This is a genomic window from Pseudarthrobacter sp. TE3704, from assembly GCF_056279405.1.
In genome coordinates, this window is record NZ_JBWCCJ010000002.1 from 25396 (window position 1) to 41427 (window position 16032).

The following is a 16032-nucleotide window of genomic DNA, read 5'->3' on the forward strand; positions in this document are numbered from 1 at the left end:
GCTTGCGTTGGTTTATTAGAACGTGCCGACTCCGTCGACTTGGGCGATGATGATGGGCCAGGCCGGCAAATGCCAAGACGGCGTCTACGGGCGATGGTCATGCATGGTTCGCCAGTTCTTTGTCGCCGTCTTTTGCGGATGACGTCTCGTTCCATCGAAGGAGCAAAAGCCATCGGGCAGGAAGCCGAGATTGGCTCCCTCACGCCCGGGAAACGAGCCGCCTCCTGGAAAGGGCCAACAGCCACAAGACCATGGCCGGAATCTGACCCAGCTGCAAGAAGCGAAAGGTGCCGCAGGGCAGCCGCCGGCTGTAGCGAGTTAGCCTAAAAGCTCATCGGGTAGCCTGCAGCATAAATTCAGGCCCACCGTGATCAGACTTCGGTGAGCTCCTCAACGGGCGCGCTCTTGACGGGTTCTTTGGACCGGATCATTCCGACGGCGGCGGCGCTGATGAGTACAACGACACCGACGGCGAGATAGAGCTGTACAGCGGACCAGGATGCATCAAGGAGGGCGCCGGTGATCAGCGGGGCAATGATGGCTCCGATTCGTCCGATGCCGATACCCCATCCCACGCCTGTGCTGCGGACCGATGCAGGGTAGAGGGCAGGAGCAAGTGTGTAGAGACCGGCGATGCAGCCGTTGATCAGCATCCCGACGAGGACCCCTGCACCCATGGCGAGCAGGATCACTGAAGCGGAGGAGATGAAGACGACGATCATGACGGCGGAGAGCACCGAGAAAGCCACGAGGACGATCTTGCTGTTCCACTTGGTGGCGAGGACGCCGTAGAGGACCGAGCCAAAGATGCCGCCCAAGGTCAGCATCAGGCCTCCGGTAATGCCTTGGCTTTCCGTCATGCCTGCGGTGACCAGGAGACGCGGGGTCCAGCTGTTGACGAAGTAGAAACCAAACATTGTGGTGAAAAACGCTACCCAGAGCAGAAGGGTGGAACGCCGGTTGGCGGGGGTCAGCAGGTCGGAAATAGGGTTGGTTTTTGCCTTGACGACGATTTGGGAGTCCTGGAGGACATCGATTTCGGGATGACCGGTCTTGCGTGCGATCCGGTTGAGGCGGTCCAGGACGTGGCGGGGCCGCTTCGTTACGAGGAAGTCAACGGATTCGGGTAGGAAGAACAGCAGGACAGCCAGGATGCTGAGCGTGCTGATGCCGCCGAAAACAAAGACGGAGCGCCAGCCATATTGGCTTTGGAGGGAAACTGCTGCGGCGCCTCCAAGCGTCGCTCCGATGCCGTAACCGGCCGTGTAGATGCTGATCGTCAATCCCCGGCGTTTCTTGGAGGAGTATTCGCTGGCAATGACGTTGGTGCAGGCAAGAATGCAACCAACACCCAGTCCTGTCAGGAAACGCCAGATGCCCAGCTGTGCCATGTTGTTCGCCGTTGCTGCCAGCAGCATGCCGGCACCTGCTGCGCCCACTGAGGCGATAATCATCGGGCGCCGTCCGACGATGTCAGCCAGTGGTGCGAGACAAAGGGAACCAATGGCCATGCCCACGAGCCCCGCGCTGAGCAGGACGCCTAGTTCGGAGCCGGTAAGACCAAACTCTTTGGTGACGCCGTTCGCGGTGAAGGCCATTGCGAGTACGTCAAAGCCATCGAGAGCATTGAGCAGGACACACATGCCGATGATGGCCCACTGATATGGCGACATTTTTGAGTTGTTGATGCGTTCACGCAGATCCATGGCGTCTTCCTTGAAACCTAGGAGGCTCCCTCGGGAGCTTTAGCTGTTATAGCTGCGCGAGGTGCGCAGCCCTGATGGGGAGATCAGAGTGTGTCTAGGACACGTCGATGGTGACAACGGCAGGGGTTACAGAAGAATTGGCGTCTGTACGGGAACCTGTGGGGGAGCTGACGGCCCGTGAGACGCAGCAGCACATCTTCTCTGCAGCGTGTTGCTGCCGTTCGCTGTAGAAAACGTCGCGGTGGTCGACGGCGCCGTCCAAATTGAGGATGCGGACCTCGCACAGGCCGCACTCGCCCTTGCGGCAGTCGAACATCATGTCCACGCCGGCGTCCTCGAGTGCCTCGAGCATGGAGCGGCCCTGCCCGACTTTTGCCTCGATGCCAAGCCGTGGAATGCGGACGAGGAACTCCTCCGGGTCGTACCAGCCGGAGTTTCCAAACGTCTCGTAGCGCAGGTCGGGCAGCGCCAGTTCGCGCTCGGTCCAGCTGCGGCGGACTGCATCCATCAGCCGGATAGGCCCGCACATGTAGAGTTCGGTTCCCGGGTCGATTCCCCCCACCAAGGCGTTCACGTCCAAGCTGCTTCCCTCGTCGTCGACGTGGACCTGCAGCCGGGCCCCGTGGATCTCCTGCAGGTCCTGCAGATAGGCCATCGCAGCCCGGGTCCGCCCCGCGTAGACCAAGGTGTAGTCGGCCTTGACGTTGCGCAGTACTGCCGCCATGTTCATAAGCGCGGTGATGCCGATGCCGCCGGCCAGCAGAACGTACCGCTCTGCCCCGACCCGCAGCGGGAAGTTTTGCAGGGGCTGCGTGATGCGGAGTGTGTCACCCGGCTTGAGCGTGTGCATGTAGACAGATCCGCCCCGCGAAACCGGTGCCTTGAAGACGCTGATGACCAGGGTCTTCCCGAGGTCCTTGGATTCCACTATTGAGTAGGAGCGTTTCTCCTGCCCGCCGTCGATAGTGGCAAGCAGGTCGACGTGGGATCCGGGCTCTGCGTGCTTCGGTGCTGCCGGTTCCAGTTCAATGCGCCGGATGCCTGCGGCCACATCAGAGACGGCTACCACCGTTGCGGACTGCCAGACTTCGTTGTTGGTTGCTGCCATGGTCTTTTTTCCTTGAGTCCTTGGCCGGTCAGAGCGCCGCCGCCAGGCGGCCCTCTGCCTGGAGCATGCGCTCGATCAGCCGGCGGACCCACATGCCGCCGGCGTCGATATTCAGGTTGTAGAACTCGTAATCGGGATTGGCGTCGATTGCTTCCTGCTGGGCCTTCAACATCGCCTCGTCCTCCCCGAACACGCCGTGCACGCCGTTGCGAAGTTGGGTCGTGATGAGCTGGCTGTCCAGCCGATAGTTGCGCATGAAGGCCCAGAAGTAGTGGCAGGTCTTGGCGGTTTCCGGGCTGATCGTGTTCATGACGTAGCCGTTGACGCCTTGGCTGCGGTCGCCGTCGGGAGCGCCGGTGCCGGCTTTGGCAACGCCGACGTCAATGCGGATAGTAGAGGGTGCCTCGAAGCGGATAATTTGCCAGCGGTCCACTTTGCCTTCGAAACCGGGGAATTTGTCCCGCATGTTTTTGAGCCAGAACGGAGGGGCGTCGATGTTGAGCATCCACCGGGACACGGTGACTGTTCGGTCATCGTGCGTGACCACGAAGTCGGATTCACTGAGCTCGTCTTGGCCGATGCTGGAGGCGTGAACGAATTCTTCGTGCGTAAGGTCCATCAGGTTGTCCAGGACCAACTGGTAATTGCAGGGAGCGAAAATGGTCTCCCCGTCGCCGGCCCATTCCTGGCTGTCCATCTGATGCATGTCGGGGACAAGATCGGGGTCGGCCTGGGTTGGGTCCCCCAGCCACACCCACACATACCGATGGCGTTCCACGACGGGGAAGGAGGGGACCGTGGCCGAGGGGTTGATGGTCTCCTGCGCCGGCATGGACGCGCAGCGGCCGGCAGAGTTGTAGACGATGCCGTGGTACGGACACTGGATGCCGTCCTTGCCAACTGTTTTCCCCATGGACAACGGCGCCAGGCGGTGCCAGCACGCGTCCGCGAGAGCAACGGCCTTGCCGTCCTCTGTGCGGTAAAGCGCCAGCGGCCGGTCAGCAATCGTGCGGGCCATGGGTTTGCGGGTAACCTCGTGGTCCCAAGCAGCGACGTACCACGCATTCAGCGGGTGGCCGAGGACTTTAGCGGTGGTGGAACTACTGGACTGGAGCACAGTCATCTTTGACCTCTTTCCGGTGCCGGCGGACGTGTCTTACGCATGCCAGGCGAATGAAGAATCTTTGGGGAACGCCGCAACTATCTATGTCCATAGTTGGTGGCTTGGGTCACAGACTATCTATCGATATAGTTATTAGCAAGACCTTGAAGGGAACCTACTGTGAGTTTGCGTTATGCGCTTTTGGCTTTGCTTTCCGTCGAGCCAATGACCGGTTACGACCTGGCAAAACGATTCGAGTCCTCGGTTGCCTTCGTCTGGCATGCGCCTGATTCGCAGATCTATCCTGAGCTGCGGAAGATGGCCAAGGAAGGTCTGCTGCAAGCGGAGGAGGTGTCGTGGGGCCCCCGGGGAAAGAAGACGCAGTACCGCATTACTGAAGAAGGGCGGGCCGCGTTCCGGGCATGGATGCGTGAGCCGGTGGAGTATTCCCGTGAGCGCGACCCCGTGCACCTTAAGGCTGCCTACCTGGAGTGGGCTGAACCCAAGGCGGCACGGGAGCATATGCAGGCCCACATTGACTATCACACGATGCGCCGCGATCAATGGGCGGAGATGATCGACCAGTTGCGGGCAGGAACTAACGAGATGTTGAGCAAACGCCTGGCTGCCACTGCTGAGGCTGACCGCCAGCGGACTGTTGAATACAAGGTCTTCACCTATGAAGGCCTAATTGCCCGGGCGGAGACGGAGATCGAGTGGGGCAAACGGGGGCTCAAACTCATCGATTCACTATCGGGACCTGCAGGGCAGGATAGCTGACTAGACTTCGGTGACCAATGCTTTCCCGCCCGGGCCACTGTGTGACTCTAGGGATACTTCGAGGGTCCGGCGCTCTTGGACATCCTGTTGAGGCGCCTTCGGAACCCGTGCAGCGGAAGGTCAGGCCAGCCAGCGCCACCAACGTGATTGGACCGGTTCCGGCGTCGGTTCCGGCTCCGGCTCCGGTTCCTCGCCCAAGGCCAGCGCGGCCTCGACGATGTCGTCCGCGGTGAGCGTCATGACGGCCTCACGATCGAGTGCGTCGAGACTTTGTTCCTCGTCGAGCGACAGCCGCAGTGCCTGGCGGTTAAGCGCCTGCTCGAACAGTGTGCGGGCGAACCGTGCGTTGCCGGAGTCTTCGCCCGCGTGGAGCCCCGTGAGGATGCGGCGCAGCATTTGTTCGGCACCCGGCTCCAGCATGTACTCGTGCTGGGCCAGCATCTGGTGGAAGATCGTCTGAAGTGCGTCGACGGAGTAGTCGGGGAACGTGATTTCGCGGGCGAACCGGGAGCGCAGTCCGGGGTTCGAGAGCAGGAAGGACTCCATTAGCCGCGGGTACCCGGCCACGATCACGACCAGGCGGTGGCGGTGGTCCTCCATCCGCTTGAGCAGGACCTCGATCGCCTCGGGGCCGAAGTCCATCCGGCCGTCCTCCGGGGCCAGCGCGTAGGCCTCGTCGATGAACAGGACGCCGTCCAGCGCACGCCGGATCACCCGGTCCGTCTTGATGGCGGTCGCGCCAACGTACTGCCCCACCAGCCCGGAACGGTCGACCTCGACCAGGTGGCCTTTCTGCAGCAGTCCGACCGCGCGGTACATCTCGGCCAGGAGCCGCGCCACGGTGGTTTTGCCCGTGCCAGGGTTTCCGAGGAACACCAGATGCTGTGATGTGGCCACCTCCGGCAGGCCGTGCGCCTTACGGCGGGCCTGGACCTGGAGCAGTGCCACGAGGGCCCGCACCTGTTCCTTCACGGTCTCCAGTCCGACCAGCGCGTCGAGCTCGGCCTGCACCTCGGACAGCGGCCGGGCCGGCCCGGGCCTGGCACCGATGAGGTCTCCGACCAGGTCGTCGACGCGCTCCGAACTGGGCAGCTTGAGCTGATCGGCCAGATGGCCGATTGTTTCGCGCAGGTCGTCAAGCGGATGGCGGCTGGGAGCCATGCATCAACTGTAGTACTAGATTCCCGACGCACGTGGGGTTGTGCTCGCCAGTAGCCTGGGAGTCATTGTTCAGCCTTGGCCTCCTCCTCGTGCTTGAGCCGCCGCTCATTGGCCTGGAGGATGCCGTCGCGGACGGCGGCGCGGATGACGCCGTAGAGGACGTAGAAGAAGACCCCCGAGAAGAGCACGGTCAGGACAAAGCTGTCGAGAGCCATCATCCTTGTTCGCCCTCCGTCGGCCAGTATTTTTGGGCGCCTGATGCGGCCGCCCGGAGCTGGCCGCCGTCGATCGTAATGGAAGTTTCGGGAATTCCGAGCTCTGCCCATTGGGCTACCAGCCGGAGGTCCCCGTCCGGTGGCAAGGGCCAAAGCCACAATGTGCCCTTGCCGGCCATTTCGTCGTCGCCTCCGTTGCCGCCGTTGCCTTGCTGGATGAGGATCGGCGGGTCGGGCTGCTTGGCATTTCCCGGAGGATAGCGGGAGTGCAGCATTGAATCGGCCCGGGCCTTGGTCCCGTCGGCCAGTCGGACACCGAAGAGGAGGGCTGCGAAGGGACGTCGTTCTACGGCCTGCATGTTGTGAGGGTGACCGAAGAATGCCCCATTCAACTGGGCCCAGGCTTCATCATCTTCCTCCGCCCGTCGGAGTGTCCATGTCAGGTCGAGGGAGCAGCCGGTCGAATAGACCTTTGCGAGCTCGACGGCCAGTACAAAGCTGCGGCTGCGATGCAGGAACTGCCCGATATGAACAACTGCCGGCAGCTCATGGGCCGGCGCACCAGCCCAAGCCGGGGGAACGTACCTGACGGTCCTGCCGCGGCGTGGTTCTTCGGGTACGGGCAGATCTTTGAAGAAGGTCATGGACATCCTTGGTTCGCTGGCGGCGACCGACCAGCGGGACGACGGCGTGAGCCGCCGTGGATCCCCCAATCCGTCCTCACCCGGCTCAGTCTAGCTCTGGCAAGCTTTTTCGCCCTTCCCGGGTAGGCACAGGCTCGCCTAAGCCTTACTGATTGCCTCTTCTCCAAGTACTTCCCAAAGGCCATGATTAGCCTTCCGGCTTCGTTGCGTGGCCAGCCAAGAAAAGCTGGGCAAGCCCCCAGAAAAAGACATCACCATGATCCGGAAACTGCTTTGCAGATGGGGAATCGGCCATCACTGGCTGGCCCGAATGAACGACGGCGAGTATCGCCGCCAATGCAGGTACTGCGGGAAGGAAGATTCCCACAGTGACCGATGGTCGGGGAGGCTCGCTCATGGGGACCACCCTGAACATCCCCACACCCGCGACTACTACTAGGCGCTATCTGTGTTCTTATTCGGAGGCTGACATGATCCAGGCCCTGCTCTGCAAGCTGAACATTCGGCACGATTGGCACGTCGAACACGCCGAAGACGGCAATGTGTACAAGCGCTGTCTGCGGTGCGGCAAAGACGATGATGAACGCACCAGGGGAGGGGGCAACTTCGGTCATTGGGCAGGCGGGTGAAACGCAGCAGTGGATTTCAGGGGTCGTTTCAGGGCATGCCCCATTTCTGCCGGCCGGGCCAAGTCGAACCGCTCGATCAGCTGGGGCAGGGAGTCGAAGGCCATTTGCAGCCCGTATTTCGCGTTCGCCCGTGCCATGGTGTCAAGATCCGGTGGAGCGTCATCAGGGAAGCAATCGGCGATCTCGTGGAAGTACTGTTCGAAGCCAGCGGGGGAGATAATCTCCAGTACCCGGCCCTGCTCGTCACCGGCGTTCCAGAACGTATGCCACTGGTCCCGGGGCTTCCGCACCAGCTCACCGGGACCTGCATAAAAGACGTCCTCTCCCAGCAGGAAGCCGAAGCGTCCTTTGGTGACCAGGGTGAACTCATCCTCACGGCTGTGCATGTGCAGCGGTGCCACAAGTTCTCGTGGAGCGATTAGGTGCTCAACCACCGCAAGGTTCGTTGCTGTTGACTCTGCCCCGAGAACGGTCCGTGCCGTCACGGCTTCAGTGAAGCGAATCAGGATCCCCTCGTCCGCACCGACGGGACCATAGCTACTGGAACTCATGGGGACCATGTTCCACCCCGTACATACCGGCAGGAAAGGGAAGGGACTCCGAGATTTTGCGCAGGGAACCTAGGTAGGATCATCGCGTCAGGCGCTGACGGACCTCATTGACGCTTCGATCTGGGTGCAGTGTGACAACCTTGAAGCCCGACGCCGCCTCAGGGCTTGAGATGGGCAGGAAGAAGAAGAGCTGCACAGGGAGTGGGAAGAACAGGAAATTCCCTTCCTGCTTAAAGGCCGGCCACGGGAGCGCGCTACCGTGATCTTGGCCGGAAGGCCAGCTTTGGAGCACGATCCGGATACGCAGGTAGTAACCGCTCAGCCGGCACCAACACGCGTGAAGATCACCTGACGCGCCAAGTTGCAACAACACCTCCCGGCCTAGCTGGAGAGGACGACTGCGATTCCGAGTATTCCCAGCACTACTCCGGCGAAGGCTGTCCACAAGACGGCGGCTATTTCGGCGCTCACCTTCTCCTGCAAGATGCCATGGGAGCTGGTGCTGTACCGGCGGCGCTGCGTGACGTAGATGGCGGCGGCGGCAGTTACCGCCACTGCGAACAATGCGGGGATGGGCAACCCGTGATGAGGAAGCCAGCGGAGGAAGATGGCGCTGACAGTTACCAAGGCCATCATGGTCCTGCCCCAAGCGAGAGTTGTACGTTCGGGTTGCAGGCCAGCATCCCCGTGCACTCGTTCGCGCGGCCGTATGGGCGTCATGCGTTCAGCGCCAAAGGATGAAGACCAGTACGACGGCGGCGGCCAGTGCTCCGGCTGCGGCGAGCAGTGGAATGATCAGCGGAAGTGGAAGGGGCGCCTTCTGGCGCATGCTGCGCTCTACCCGCAGCCACCGCACAGCCGATCCCGCGCTCAGCATCATGCCCAGCAGGAGCAGAACGACCGCCAGCCCCTTCCGGACGGGCTCCAGGAAAAGGTCCGCCGTGAACGCCTCAATGGCGATACCGCCGGCCAGGAGGGCAAGCGAGGTGCGGATCCAGGCGAGGAAAGTCCGCTCATTAGCGAGCGTGAATCGGGGGTCCGGTTCGATCCCGCCCGGCAGCAGCCGCTCGGCGATCTTTCCGCGAGGGGGCGGGACGGGTCCCTTCGTGATGTCACTGGCCACAGTCAGTCCGCTGCCGTCCGGAATCCGCAATTGCCGCTGGACGAGTCAGGTGTGCTGGAGCTTCTGGCCGCAACCCGGTAGCGGTTGCAGTACGAGTCGTGACAAAGGTAGGAACCGCCGCGCATGACACGGCCTCGGCCGATGGTGGGCCCTTGGGGGTTGCCGACTGCTGAGTTGCGGTAATACTTGGGCAGGAACCAGTCCGCGCACCATTCCCAGATATTCCCGCTGACCTCGTACAGCCCGTAGCCGTTGGGCGGGAAGCTGCGGACGGGCGCCGTTGCCAAGAACCCGTCGTCTTTGGTGTTTACTTCGGGGAATGCACCCTGCCATATGTTGCAGTTATGCGTCCCGTCAGCGCCGATCAGCTCATTCCCCCAGGGATAGCGTTTTTGTTTGAGTCCTCCCCGGGCCGCGTATTCCCACTCGGCCTCGGTCGGCAGCCGCCGGCCAGCCCAGCGGCAATAGGCCATTGCGTCATCGTGGGAAACCTGCACCACAGGGTGGTCGGGGATATCTGTCCAGTGCTGTCCCGGCCCAGTCGGGTGGGCCCAATCAGCCCCCCTAACGGTGAGCCACCACGGGGACCCGGAAGCAACACCAAGGACGTCGCTTGGCCGGGCTTGAACTGCCAGGTGGAACACTGCCGACGTCCCGTAGTTCTCCGCTTCCGTGCGGTATCCCGTGGCATCCACAAAAGCGGCGAACTGTCGATTGGTCACCGCCGTGGTGTCCATCCTGAACGCTTCCAGTTCAACGGTATGGACCGGGGTTTCACCGTCGGCGGGATAGCCCTCGCCGAAATTGTCGCCCATCTGGAAAGTCCCGGCCGGAATCAGGACCTCCTCGTGTGACGGAGGGTGTTCTGCTGGGGTGGACCTGAGAGTTCGATCCGGTTCAGGTGGCTTCGCTGCTGTCCGCTTGGGGGAGCAGCAGGTCGCGGCAGGTATATGTTCCGGCTTCACCATGGGATATCTAGAAAGTAGTTATGTTCAGTACGCTGGCGTTGGCTCCGACTGGGAAATTGCTGTAGCTGGAGTAGTCAAAGCCGTTGTATCCGAAGATCTTGCCGTCCGTTTTCATGCGTTTCAGGTCAATGAGGATGACGCCGAGTGTGGGAACGATTTTTTCCCGCCAGATGAACAGGTACAGCTTGTCGGATATTGCGATGTAGTGGCAGCGATCCGTGTCTGCGAGGCCGGATTCTGAGCCTTTTATGCAGCGCCAGGTGTAGAAGTTTTCGCTCAGGTAAATGTGTTCGTAGACCTCTTCCGGGCTGTAGTCGTAGCGGTTCCGAAGGCCAATCAGCTCCTCAGTGGGAGCGTGTGTATTCCCGCCCTGTGTCCCGTTGAGGGACCCGTGGAGAATGGTTGCGTCCACTCCAGTCAGTTCCATACCTTGGCGGGCACGGTCGTAGGCGCTCAGGGAAGCGGCTTGTTCGTTTGGTAGCGCTCCTTTCACCAAAGTCACTTGCCCGTTGGCGTCGTCCAGGACAAGGCTCACTGACTCCTTGGCCTTCTCACCCGCAAGGAAGTCCACAAAGTAGATATCTTCCCTTATGGAGGTGACGCGGGCTTCGTAGGTACGGCCGTCCCAGGTCAGACTGGTGCTGTCCAGGATCCTGCACGCATGCTTTTGTCCCTCCAAGAAGGTGAGGCTGAAGCTGCGGCCGTTCAGCCCCTCGTGCACCTCGAGCACGTTGCTGCCGGGGGCAAATCCTTCTCCCAAAGCCCCGACGGGGATGAAGTCGGGTGTTGTAGTGTTCTTCAAGCTGGAAGTCCTTTCGGAAGTTTCCTTCGGGAGCGCCTCAGGTGGCACCTGAAGGAAGGGGGTTACTGGGCCGAGAGCGTTGAGTCTGGCACGAGCAGGGACGCCAGGCCTTCAGATAAAAGATCCACCAGGGCCGCGGAACGTTCCGGGTCGGGATCGGCCAGGTGCTGCATGCTGATGCCGTCGATTCCGGAGATGAAGAGCCTTGTAACGAGCTCGAGGTTTTCGGGCACGTCCTCGCCGGCCGCGGCCGCTGCGTCACGGAATAGCTCGATCGTGGACTGGATCCAGCCTTCGTACATGATCCTGTTCTGCGCCCGGACGGCTGCCTCGGTCTCGGGTTTTTCCCGGAAGCGGCGAAGCAGCAGTTCGAACGTGGTCACCTGCTCGTGCGGATTCAGTAGCATGCGCTCCCAGATACGGCGTGCATGGGCGCGCATCACGTCCGCCAGCCCACCGCCAGCCACGTTCACCGGCGGAAGGGCCTGGGCGTAGTCGCGGCTAAGGAACGTGTAAACCTCCTGGAGGAGTTCGTCCTTGTTCCGAAAGCAGTAGTGCAGGGCAGCAAGGTTCGCGCCCGCCTCGGCCGCAATCCTCCGTGTGGTTGCGGCGGCAAGACCGTCGTTGGCTATGACTCGTGCAGCGGCCTCGACGAATTGAAGTCGCCGGGTGTCTGCAGAAACTCTGGCCATTTTCAGCGCTCTCCCTTTTTCTTGTTGATCCTAATGCTCCCTGGTAGCGGAGGCCCCAGGCGGCCGCGGCGCACCCGCTGCCCGGACCCTTGAAAAAAATTTTACGCTAAAACCTAGTCAAGTGACCCAGTCAGGCGACATACTTTTTTCATCGCGTTATCCGGATCACACTTCGTGGCCCCAAATCGGAAGGAGCGCAGGTGCAGGAAACGGCAGATTTGGCGATAACCAGGGCCCAGGTCCTGACCATGGACCCGGCGAACCAGGGAAGGGCGGCTGATGCCATCGCCGTCCGCGGCGATAAGGTGATCGCCTTGGGCAGCGAGCATGTGCGTGCTGTCACCGGCCCTGAAACCAGGGTCATCGACGCTGGGGGAGCGGCTGTCATTCCCGGCATCAATGACGCCCACCTGCATTTTGTCTCCGCTTCGATGGCCGCTTTTGGCTACCTCAAACTTGATCGTGCATCCGCGCCGGACCGCGCGGCAGTAGAGGCACGTGTCGAGGCCGCTCCGGTTGGAGAGGACGGTTGGATTCGTGCCCACGGCTGGGACGACACCGCTGTCGGCTCGGGTGCGGGCCTGTTGCTGGACTGCAGGCCCGACGCTCCTGTCGTGGCCTTTGACAGCACCGGTCATCAACTTGCTGTGAACCGCGAGGCGCTTCGGCGGGCGGGCATAACCGCAGCCACAGCCGATCCAGCGGGAGGAGTGGTAGGCCGCTCAGCCGACGGCGAGCCGAACGGGCTGCTGCAGGACGGTGCTATGGAGTTGCTCTCGCGTTCCTTGCCGCCGCTCCCGGAGGGGACGTTGCGTTCCTCGCTGCTGTCCCTGCAGCGGCACCTGCACGGCGAGGGCATCACCTCATTGACCGAACCCGGGCTTGGTCCTGCCAGTCCAGGCCTCCTTGACGGGGCTGGCTCGACGGCGGCACTTGAGCTGCTGGGGAAGCTTGCCCTGGAGACCGAGCTGACCCTGCGGATTAACGTCCTGATGCTGTTCGCAGGCACCGGCGGTGCAAATGCCGCCGCGGTGGAGCACGGGCTCGGCAGCGGTCTGGCCGCCACCTACAGGAACCGGGGGATAGCTGAACAGCAGCTGCGGATAGCGGGCGTAAAAGTTTTCGCCGACGGCATACCGCGAAGTGGAACGGCCTGGATGTCCGAACCCTATGGTGCTGCCTGCTCGCACGGCAGCCTCGTCATCAAAGGCATGAACGATGCCGATAAGGTCGCCGAACTGAACCGGATCCTTGCGTTGATTGACGACGCCGGACTTCAGGCCGGAATCCACGCCACCGGGGATGCTGCCACTGACGCAGCCGTGAACGCCTTGGCCACGAGGGACGGTTCCTCGAGGAACCGCCACTACATCATTCACGGCTCATTCACTGGCACCGGAACGCTCAAGAAGATGGCAGCCCATGGCATCGGCTACAGCACCAATCCCTTGATCCGTGCCGAGGCCGGGGACGCGATGCGCCGGCTGCTGGGCGAAGAACGGTTCGCGAACCACCAGCCGCTCCGTTCAGCCCTGGACGCCGCTGTCCACTTCAATATCGCTTCAGACGCACCGGTGACCAGCACTGACTGGCGGCGAACAGTGCTCGCCGCCGTCCGGCGTTCCACCCGGACCACCCCCGGTTCACCCACTGACCCCCAGCGTCTGGGCGGCCTGGAAGCCCTCGCCGCGATGACCGTTCAACCGGCGTGGCAAGACCGGGCAGAACACTACAAAGGAGCGCTGATCCCCGGTATGAAAGCCGATCTATGCCTCCTCTCCGATCCCTGGCCAGACGACCGGGACATCGAAAAAGTCCTGCACAACGCTGCCGTCCTCACCCTCAGCGGCGGCCGCGCAGTCCACGACGTCACATCCTGACCACCCACTAAACCTAGGAGTATTTCCATGCGACGCAGTATTCCCCTTGCACTCGCCGCCGCCATTTCCCTTGGGCTCACCGCCTGCGGAGGCGGACAAAGTTCCACCCCGGCAGCCGGTGGCGACACCACCCTCAAAGTAGGCACCATCGGCATTGGCTCCGACGCCGCGATCCGCCTCGCAAGCGACAAAGGCTACTTCAAGGAACAGGGCCTCAACGTCGAGGTCAGCGTTATCGCCAACCCGCCGGCCGGAATCGCCGCCGCCCAAAGCGGCCAGCTCGACCTGACCTACACGCCATCCATTCCCTTCCTGAATGCCCTCAGCCAGAATGTCCCGCTGAAAATCGTTGCTGCAGCGGACGGGTATAAGGACGGCGCAGCCGACGGCGCCGATCTCATGCGGGTGGACGACACGGGACTGCTGGTTCCGGAGGGGTCGCCGGTCACCCGCCCCAAAGACCTCGAAGGCAAATCAGTCAGTGTGCCGGCCCGCAAGGCGCAGCTCGAAGTCACCGTCAGCAAACTGGTTAAGGACGACGGAGGTGATCCCGCCAAGGTCAATTGGATGGTTCTGGATCCTTCCTCGGCCCTTCAATCGCTGAACTCCGGCCGTGTGGACGCGGCGTCCCTGGTGTCCCCCTTCACGTCCAAGGCTGTTTCCGAAGGGAACCGCCTGCTGGCATCACCTGGCGTCGAGTTCTTCAAAGAGGGCGCGATCGGCCTCTGGGTGGCAGGTGCCAACACCGTCACCTCCAAGCAGGATCAGATGAAGAAGTTCCAGGAAGCCATTTATAAGGCCAATGCCTACGCGAATGAGCACATCGATGAAGCCCAGCAGGTCAGCGCTGAGATCACGAAGACTCCGCTGGAGGTCGTCAAAGCCGGTGCGGTGAACTACTGGCCCGAGAGCGTCCGGAAAGCCGACATCGAGCGCGCTAACCAAGGGTTGGCCGATCTGGGGTTCCTCAAGGAGCCGGCCGAGCTTCCTGCTGACCTCATCGTCGGAAGCTGAACCGGTATTTGACCATGGGAGCCTCACTATGAAGCCGGCATCCAAACCAGCGGTCTTTAGCGCCCTCGGCATCGCGACCGCCCTGTCCGCGTGGCAACTGATGGCAATGGGAGAAGTAGCAGGTACCGCGCTCCCGTCTGTGGCCGCGGTGTTTGCGGCCCTTGGCAGCATCCTCGGAACCGGTGCCTTCTGGTCATCGTTGGGCGCAACGGTTGGCATTTCACTGCTCGCACTGGCCCTGTCGGCCGTGACGGGAGTGGTGCTCGGAGTCCTGATCGGCAGCTTCGAGCCGGTCCGGTACGCCACCTTGGCGGTGCTTGAGTTCCTCAAGCCCGTGCCGCCCATCGTCATCCTGCCCCTGGCCGTCCTGGTCTTCGGCCCAACCCAGGAAATGTCACTGTTCCTGGTGGCGTTCGGATGCCTGCTGCCGATCGTGATGCAAACGGTAGACGGAGTCCACGGGACCGACCCCGTCGCCCGCGACACGGCACGCTCCTACGGACTCAAATCACCCGAAATCCTGTTCCGGGTTGTCCTGCCAAGCGCCATGCCCTACATCGGAACCGCGATGAGGGTCGCCGCCCCGGCCGCCCTCGTCATCACCGTCGTCGCGGGCCTCCTCGGAGGCGGCCCAGGCCTCGGCCAAAGCATCTACCAAGCACAATCCGGCGGGGACTACGCCTCGCTGTACGCCCTGGTCCTCGTGCTCGGTGTACTTGGCCTGATCTTCCAGGGAGCCACCCGGGCCGCCGAACGCCGGGCCCTGCACTGGCATCAATCATTCCGGGAAGTGGTGCACTAATGAACCGCACAGCACGAAACTCCCTGCTCGGCGTCGGAACCCCCGTGGTCCTGCTGGCGCTCTGGTGGGTCCTGTCCGACCAGTCAACCAATGCATTTTTCCCGCCACTGCGGATCATTCTGGAGCGTTTCCAGCAACTGTGGATGTTCCAGCATTTCCAGTCAGACATCCTGCTGAGCCTGGGCAATCTCTTCACAGGATTCGCCATTGCAGCCGTCCTCGGCATCACCATCGGTTTCGTGACCGCCCTCGTTCCAACCGTCCGCTGGCTCATCGACCCGCTGATCCACTTCCTCCGCGGAATCCCGCCGGTGGCACTGGTGCCGATCTTCATTTCACTGATCGGTTTTGGTACGGAGATGCGCGTCACGAGCATCGCGCTGGCGGCGCTGTTTCCCGTCCTGATCGCCACGGTCGATGGCATTCGAAGCGTCGACCAGGACATCCTGGACGTCTCCCGGGTGTACCGGCTGTCGCGCCGCGAACGGATTACAAGCGTGATACTGCCCTCAGCCGGCCCGCAGATCTTCTCAGGACTGCAGGTAAGCCTGCAGGTCGCCTTCATCGTCATGATCGCCAGCGAGATGCTGGGATCTTCCCAAGGCATTGGAGCCATGACCCTGCTGGCCCAGCAGAGCTTCATGATCGCGGACATGTGGGCCGGGATCCTGCTGCTCGGGGTCATTGGCTTCGCCGTCAACATGGCATTCGACCTGGTCCGGCGCAGAGTCCTGGCCTGGTATATCGGCTCCCGACGATTGGTTAAATCAGCATGACAACCACACCCTCCACCCCGAAGCAGGACCCCAAGATGCAAACCAACAGCACCCAGGATTTTTCGGTCCCGGGCAACCA

At 62.1% G+C, this 16032-nt stretch carries 18 protein-coding genes; 5 read left to right on the forward strand and 13 right to left on the reverse strand.

The window, feature by feature from the left end; genetic code table 11:
- Positions 1-371 precede the first annotated feature (371 nt).
- From ACZ9BC_RS04085 to ACZ9BC_RS04095, 3 genes are all read right to left on the reverse strand, one after another.
- On the reverse strand, positions 372-1706 hold the full coding sequence (locus ACZ9BC_RS04085) for an MFS transporter (protein ID WP_476244867.1): 1335 nt from the start codon (positions 1704-1706) through the stop codon (positions 372-374).
- Between the two features lie 94 nt (positions 1707-1800).
- Positions 1801-2814, reverse strand: coding sequence for a PDR/VanB family oxidoreductase (locus tag ACZ9BC_RS04090; RefSeq protein ID WP_476244868.1), 1014 nt, complete (start codon positions 2812-2814; stop codon positions 1801-1803).
- A gap of 28 nt (positions 2815-2842) precedes the next feature.
- The gene (locus tag ACZ9BC_RS04095; RefSeq protein WP_476244869.1) at positions 2843-3937 is read right to left on the reverse strand and encodes an aromatic ring-hydroxylating oxygenase subunit alpha; all 1095 of its coding nucleotides are present in this window, start codon (positions 3935-3937) and stop codon (positions 2843-2845) included.
- A gap of 159 nt (positions 3938-4096) precedes the next feature.
- Here ACZ9BC_RS04095 and ACZ9BC_RS04100 point away from each other — a divergent pair, with 159 nt between their 5' ends.
- The gene (locus ACZ9BC_RS04100; RefSeq protein ID WP_476244870.1) at positions 4097-4696 is read left to right on the forward strand and encodes a PadR family transcriptional regulator; all 600 of its coding nucleotides are present in this window, start codon (positions 4097-4099) and stop codon (positions 4694-4696) included.
- A 120-nt stretch (positions 4697-4816) separates the two neighbouring features.
- Here the strand turns inward: ACZ9BC_RS04100 and ACZ9BC_RS04105 are convergent, their stop codons facing one another.
- The 10 genes from ACZ9BC_RS04105 to ACZ9BC_RS04150 form a co-directional block, all read right to left on the reverse strand.
- Complete coding sequence (locus ACZ9BC_RS04105) at positions 4817-5857, reverse strand: AAA family ATPase (protein WP_476244871.1); 1041 nt, start codon at positions 5855-5857, stop codon at positions 4817-4819.
- A 62-nt stretch (positions 5858-5919) separates the two neighbouring features.
- Positions 5920-6075: a hypothetical protein gene (locus ACZ9BC_RS04110; RefSeq protein ID WP_476244872.1), complete on the reverse strand. Its 156-nt coding sequence runs from the start codon at positions 6073-6075 to the stop codon at positions 5920-5922.
- A complete protein-coding gene (locus tag ACZ9BC_RS04115) occupies positions 6072-6716 on the reverse strand; it encodes a hypothetical protein (protein ID WP_476244873.1) in 645 nt (214 codons plus the stop codon). Before ACZ9BC_RS04115 ends, ACZ9BC_RS04110 begins: the two co-directional genes overlap by 4 nt.
- Before the next feature lie 187 nt (positions 6717-6903).
- Positions 6904-7113, reverse strand: coding sequence for a hypothetical protein (locus ACZ9BC_RS04120; protein WP_476244874.1), 210 nt, complete (start codon positions 7111-7113; stop codon positions 6904-6906).
- A gap of 213 nt (positions 7114-7326) precedes the next feature.
- Positions 7327-7896 carry a cupin domain-containing protein gene (locus ACZ9BC_RS04125; protein ID WP_476244875.1) on the reverse strand — a complete coding sequence of 190 codons (570 nt, stop codon included), beginning with the start codon at positions 7894-7896 and terminating at the stop codon, positions 7327-7329.
- 381 nt (positions 7897-8277) lie between these two features.
- Entirely contained in the window at positions 8278-8616 is a 339-nt protein-coding gene (locus ACZ9BC_RS04130; protein WP_476244876.1) for a DUF202 domain-containing protein, read from the reverse strand.
- Between the two features lie 4 nt (positions 8617-8620).
- Complete coding sequence (locus ACZ9BC_RS04135; RefSeq protein WP_476244877.1) at positions 8621-9019, reverse strand: YidH family protein; 399 nt, start codon at positions 9017-9019, stop codon at positions 8621-8623.
- A 2-nt stretch (positions 9020-9021) separates the two neighbouring features.
- A complete protein-coding gene (locus ACZ9BC_RS04140) occupies positions 9022-9987 on the reverse strand; it encodes a formylglycine-generating enzyme family protein (protein WP_476244878.1) in 966 nt (321 codons plus the stop codon).
- Between the two features lie 7 nt (positions 9988-9994).
- Entirely contained in the window at positions 9995-10789 is a 795-nt protein-coding gene (locus tag ACZ9BC_RS04145; RefSeq protein ID WP_476244879.1) for a MoaF C-terminal domain-containing protein, read from the reverse strand.
- Between the two features lie 62 nt (positions 10790-10851).
- The gene (locus tag ACZ9BC_RS04150; protein WP_476244880.1) at positions 10852-11481 is read right to left on the reverse strand and encodes a TetR/AcrR family transcriptional regulator; all 630 of its coding nucleotides are present in this window, start codon (positions 11479-11481) and stop codon (positions 10852-10854) included.
- Positions 11482-11681: 200 nt separating this feature from the next.
- Between ACZ9BC_RS04150 and ACZ9BC_RS04155 the strand changes: the two genes are divergently transcribed.
- The 4 genes from ACZ9BC_RS04155 to ACZ9BC_RS04170 are packed head-to-tail and all read left to right on the forward strand — an operon-like array spanning position 11682 to position 15953.
- Entirely contained in the window at positions 11682-13361 is a 1680-nt protein-coding gene (locus tag ACZ9BC_RS04155) for an amidohydrolase (protein WP_476244881.1), read from the forward strand.
- 27 nt (positions 13362-13388) lie between these two features.
- Positions 13389-14375, forward strand: a complete 987-nt coding sequence (locus ACZ9BC_RS04160; RefSeq protein ID WP_476244882.1) for an ABC transporter substrate-binding protein — start codon at positions 13389-13391, stop codon at positions 14373-14375.
- A gap of 28 nt (positions 14376-14403) precedes the next feature.
- On the forward strand, positions 14404-15177 hold the full coding sequence (locus ACZ9BC_RS04165) for an ABC transporter permease (RefSeq protein WP_476244883.1): 774 nt from the start codon (positions 14404-14406) through the stop codon (positions 15175-15177).
- Positions 15177-15953, forward strand: coding sequence for an ABC transporter permease (locus ACZ9BC_RS04170; protein ID WP_476244884.1), 777 nt, complete (start codon positions 15177-15179; stop codon positions 15951-15953). The genes ACZ9BC_RS04165 and ACZ9BC_RS04170 overlap by 1 nt, the downstream gene beginning before the upstream one ends.
- The last annotated feature ends 79 nt before the right edge of the window (positions 15954-16032 follow it).

Coding starts and splice junctions, on each gene's coding strand:
- ACZ9BC_RS04150 (WP_476244880.1), bottom strand. CDS start 11,481: ATGGCCAGAGTTTCTGCAGACACCCGGCGACTTCAATTCGTCGAGGCC.
- ACZ9BC_RS04140 (WP_476244878.1), bottom strand. CDS start 9,987: ATGGTGAAGCCGGAACATATACCTGCCGCGACCTGCTGCTCCCCCAAG.
- ACZ9BC_RS04085 (WP_476244867.1), bottom strand. CDS start 1,706: ATGGATCTGCGTGAACGCATCAACAACTCAAAAATGTCGCCATATCAG.
- ACZ9BC_RS04125 (WP_476244875.1), bottom strand. CDS start 7,896: ATGAGTTCCAGTAGCTATGGTCCCGTCGGTGCGGACGAGGGGATCCTG.
- ACZ9BC_RS04165 (WP_476244883.1), top strand. CDS start 14,404: ATGAAGCCGGCATCCAAACCAGCGGTCTTTAGCGCCCTCGGCATCGCG.
- ACZ9BC_RS04120 (WP_476244874.1), bottom strand. CDS start 7,113: ATGAGCGAGCCTCCCCGACCATCGGTCACTGTGGGAATCTTCCTTCCC.
- ACZ9BC_RS04095 (WP_476244869.1), bottom strand. CDS start 3,937: ATGACTGTGCTCCAGTCCAGTAGTTCCACCACCGCTAAAGTCCTCGGC.
- ACZ9BC_RS04160 (WP_476244882.1), top strand. CDS start 13,389: ATGCGACGCAGTATTCCCCTTGCACTCGCCGCCGCCATTTCCCTTGGG.
- ACZ9BC_RS04130 (WP_476244876.1), bottom strand. CDS start 8,616: ATGACGCCCATACGGCCGCGCGAACGAGTGCACGGGGATGCTGGCCTG.
- ACZ9BC_RS04115 (WP_476244873.1), bottom strand. CDS start 6,716: ATGACCTTCTTCAAAGATCTGCCCGTACCCGAAGAACCACGCCGCGGC.
- ACZ9BC_RS04090 (WP_476244868.1), bottom strand. CDS start 2,814: ATGGCAGCAACCAACAACGAAGTCTGGCAGTCCGCAACGGTGGTAGCC.
- ACZ9BC_RS04110 (WP_476244872.1), bottom strand. CDS start 6,075: ATGATGGCTCTCGACAGCTTTGTCCTGACCGTGCTCTTCTCGGGGGTC.
- ACZ9BC_RS04105 (WP_476244871.1), bottom strand. CDS start 5,857: ATGGCTCCCAGCCGCCATCCGCTTGACGACCTGCGCGAAACAATCGGC.
- ACZ9BC_RS04170 (WP_476244884.1), top strand. CDS start 15,177: ATGAACCGCACAGCACGAAACTCCCTGCTCGGCGTCGGAACCCCCGTG.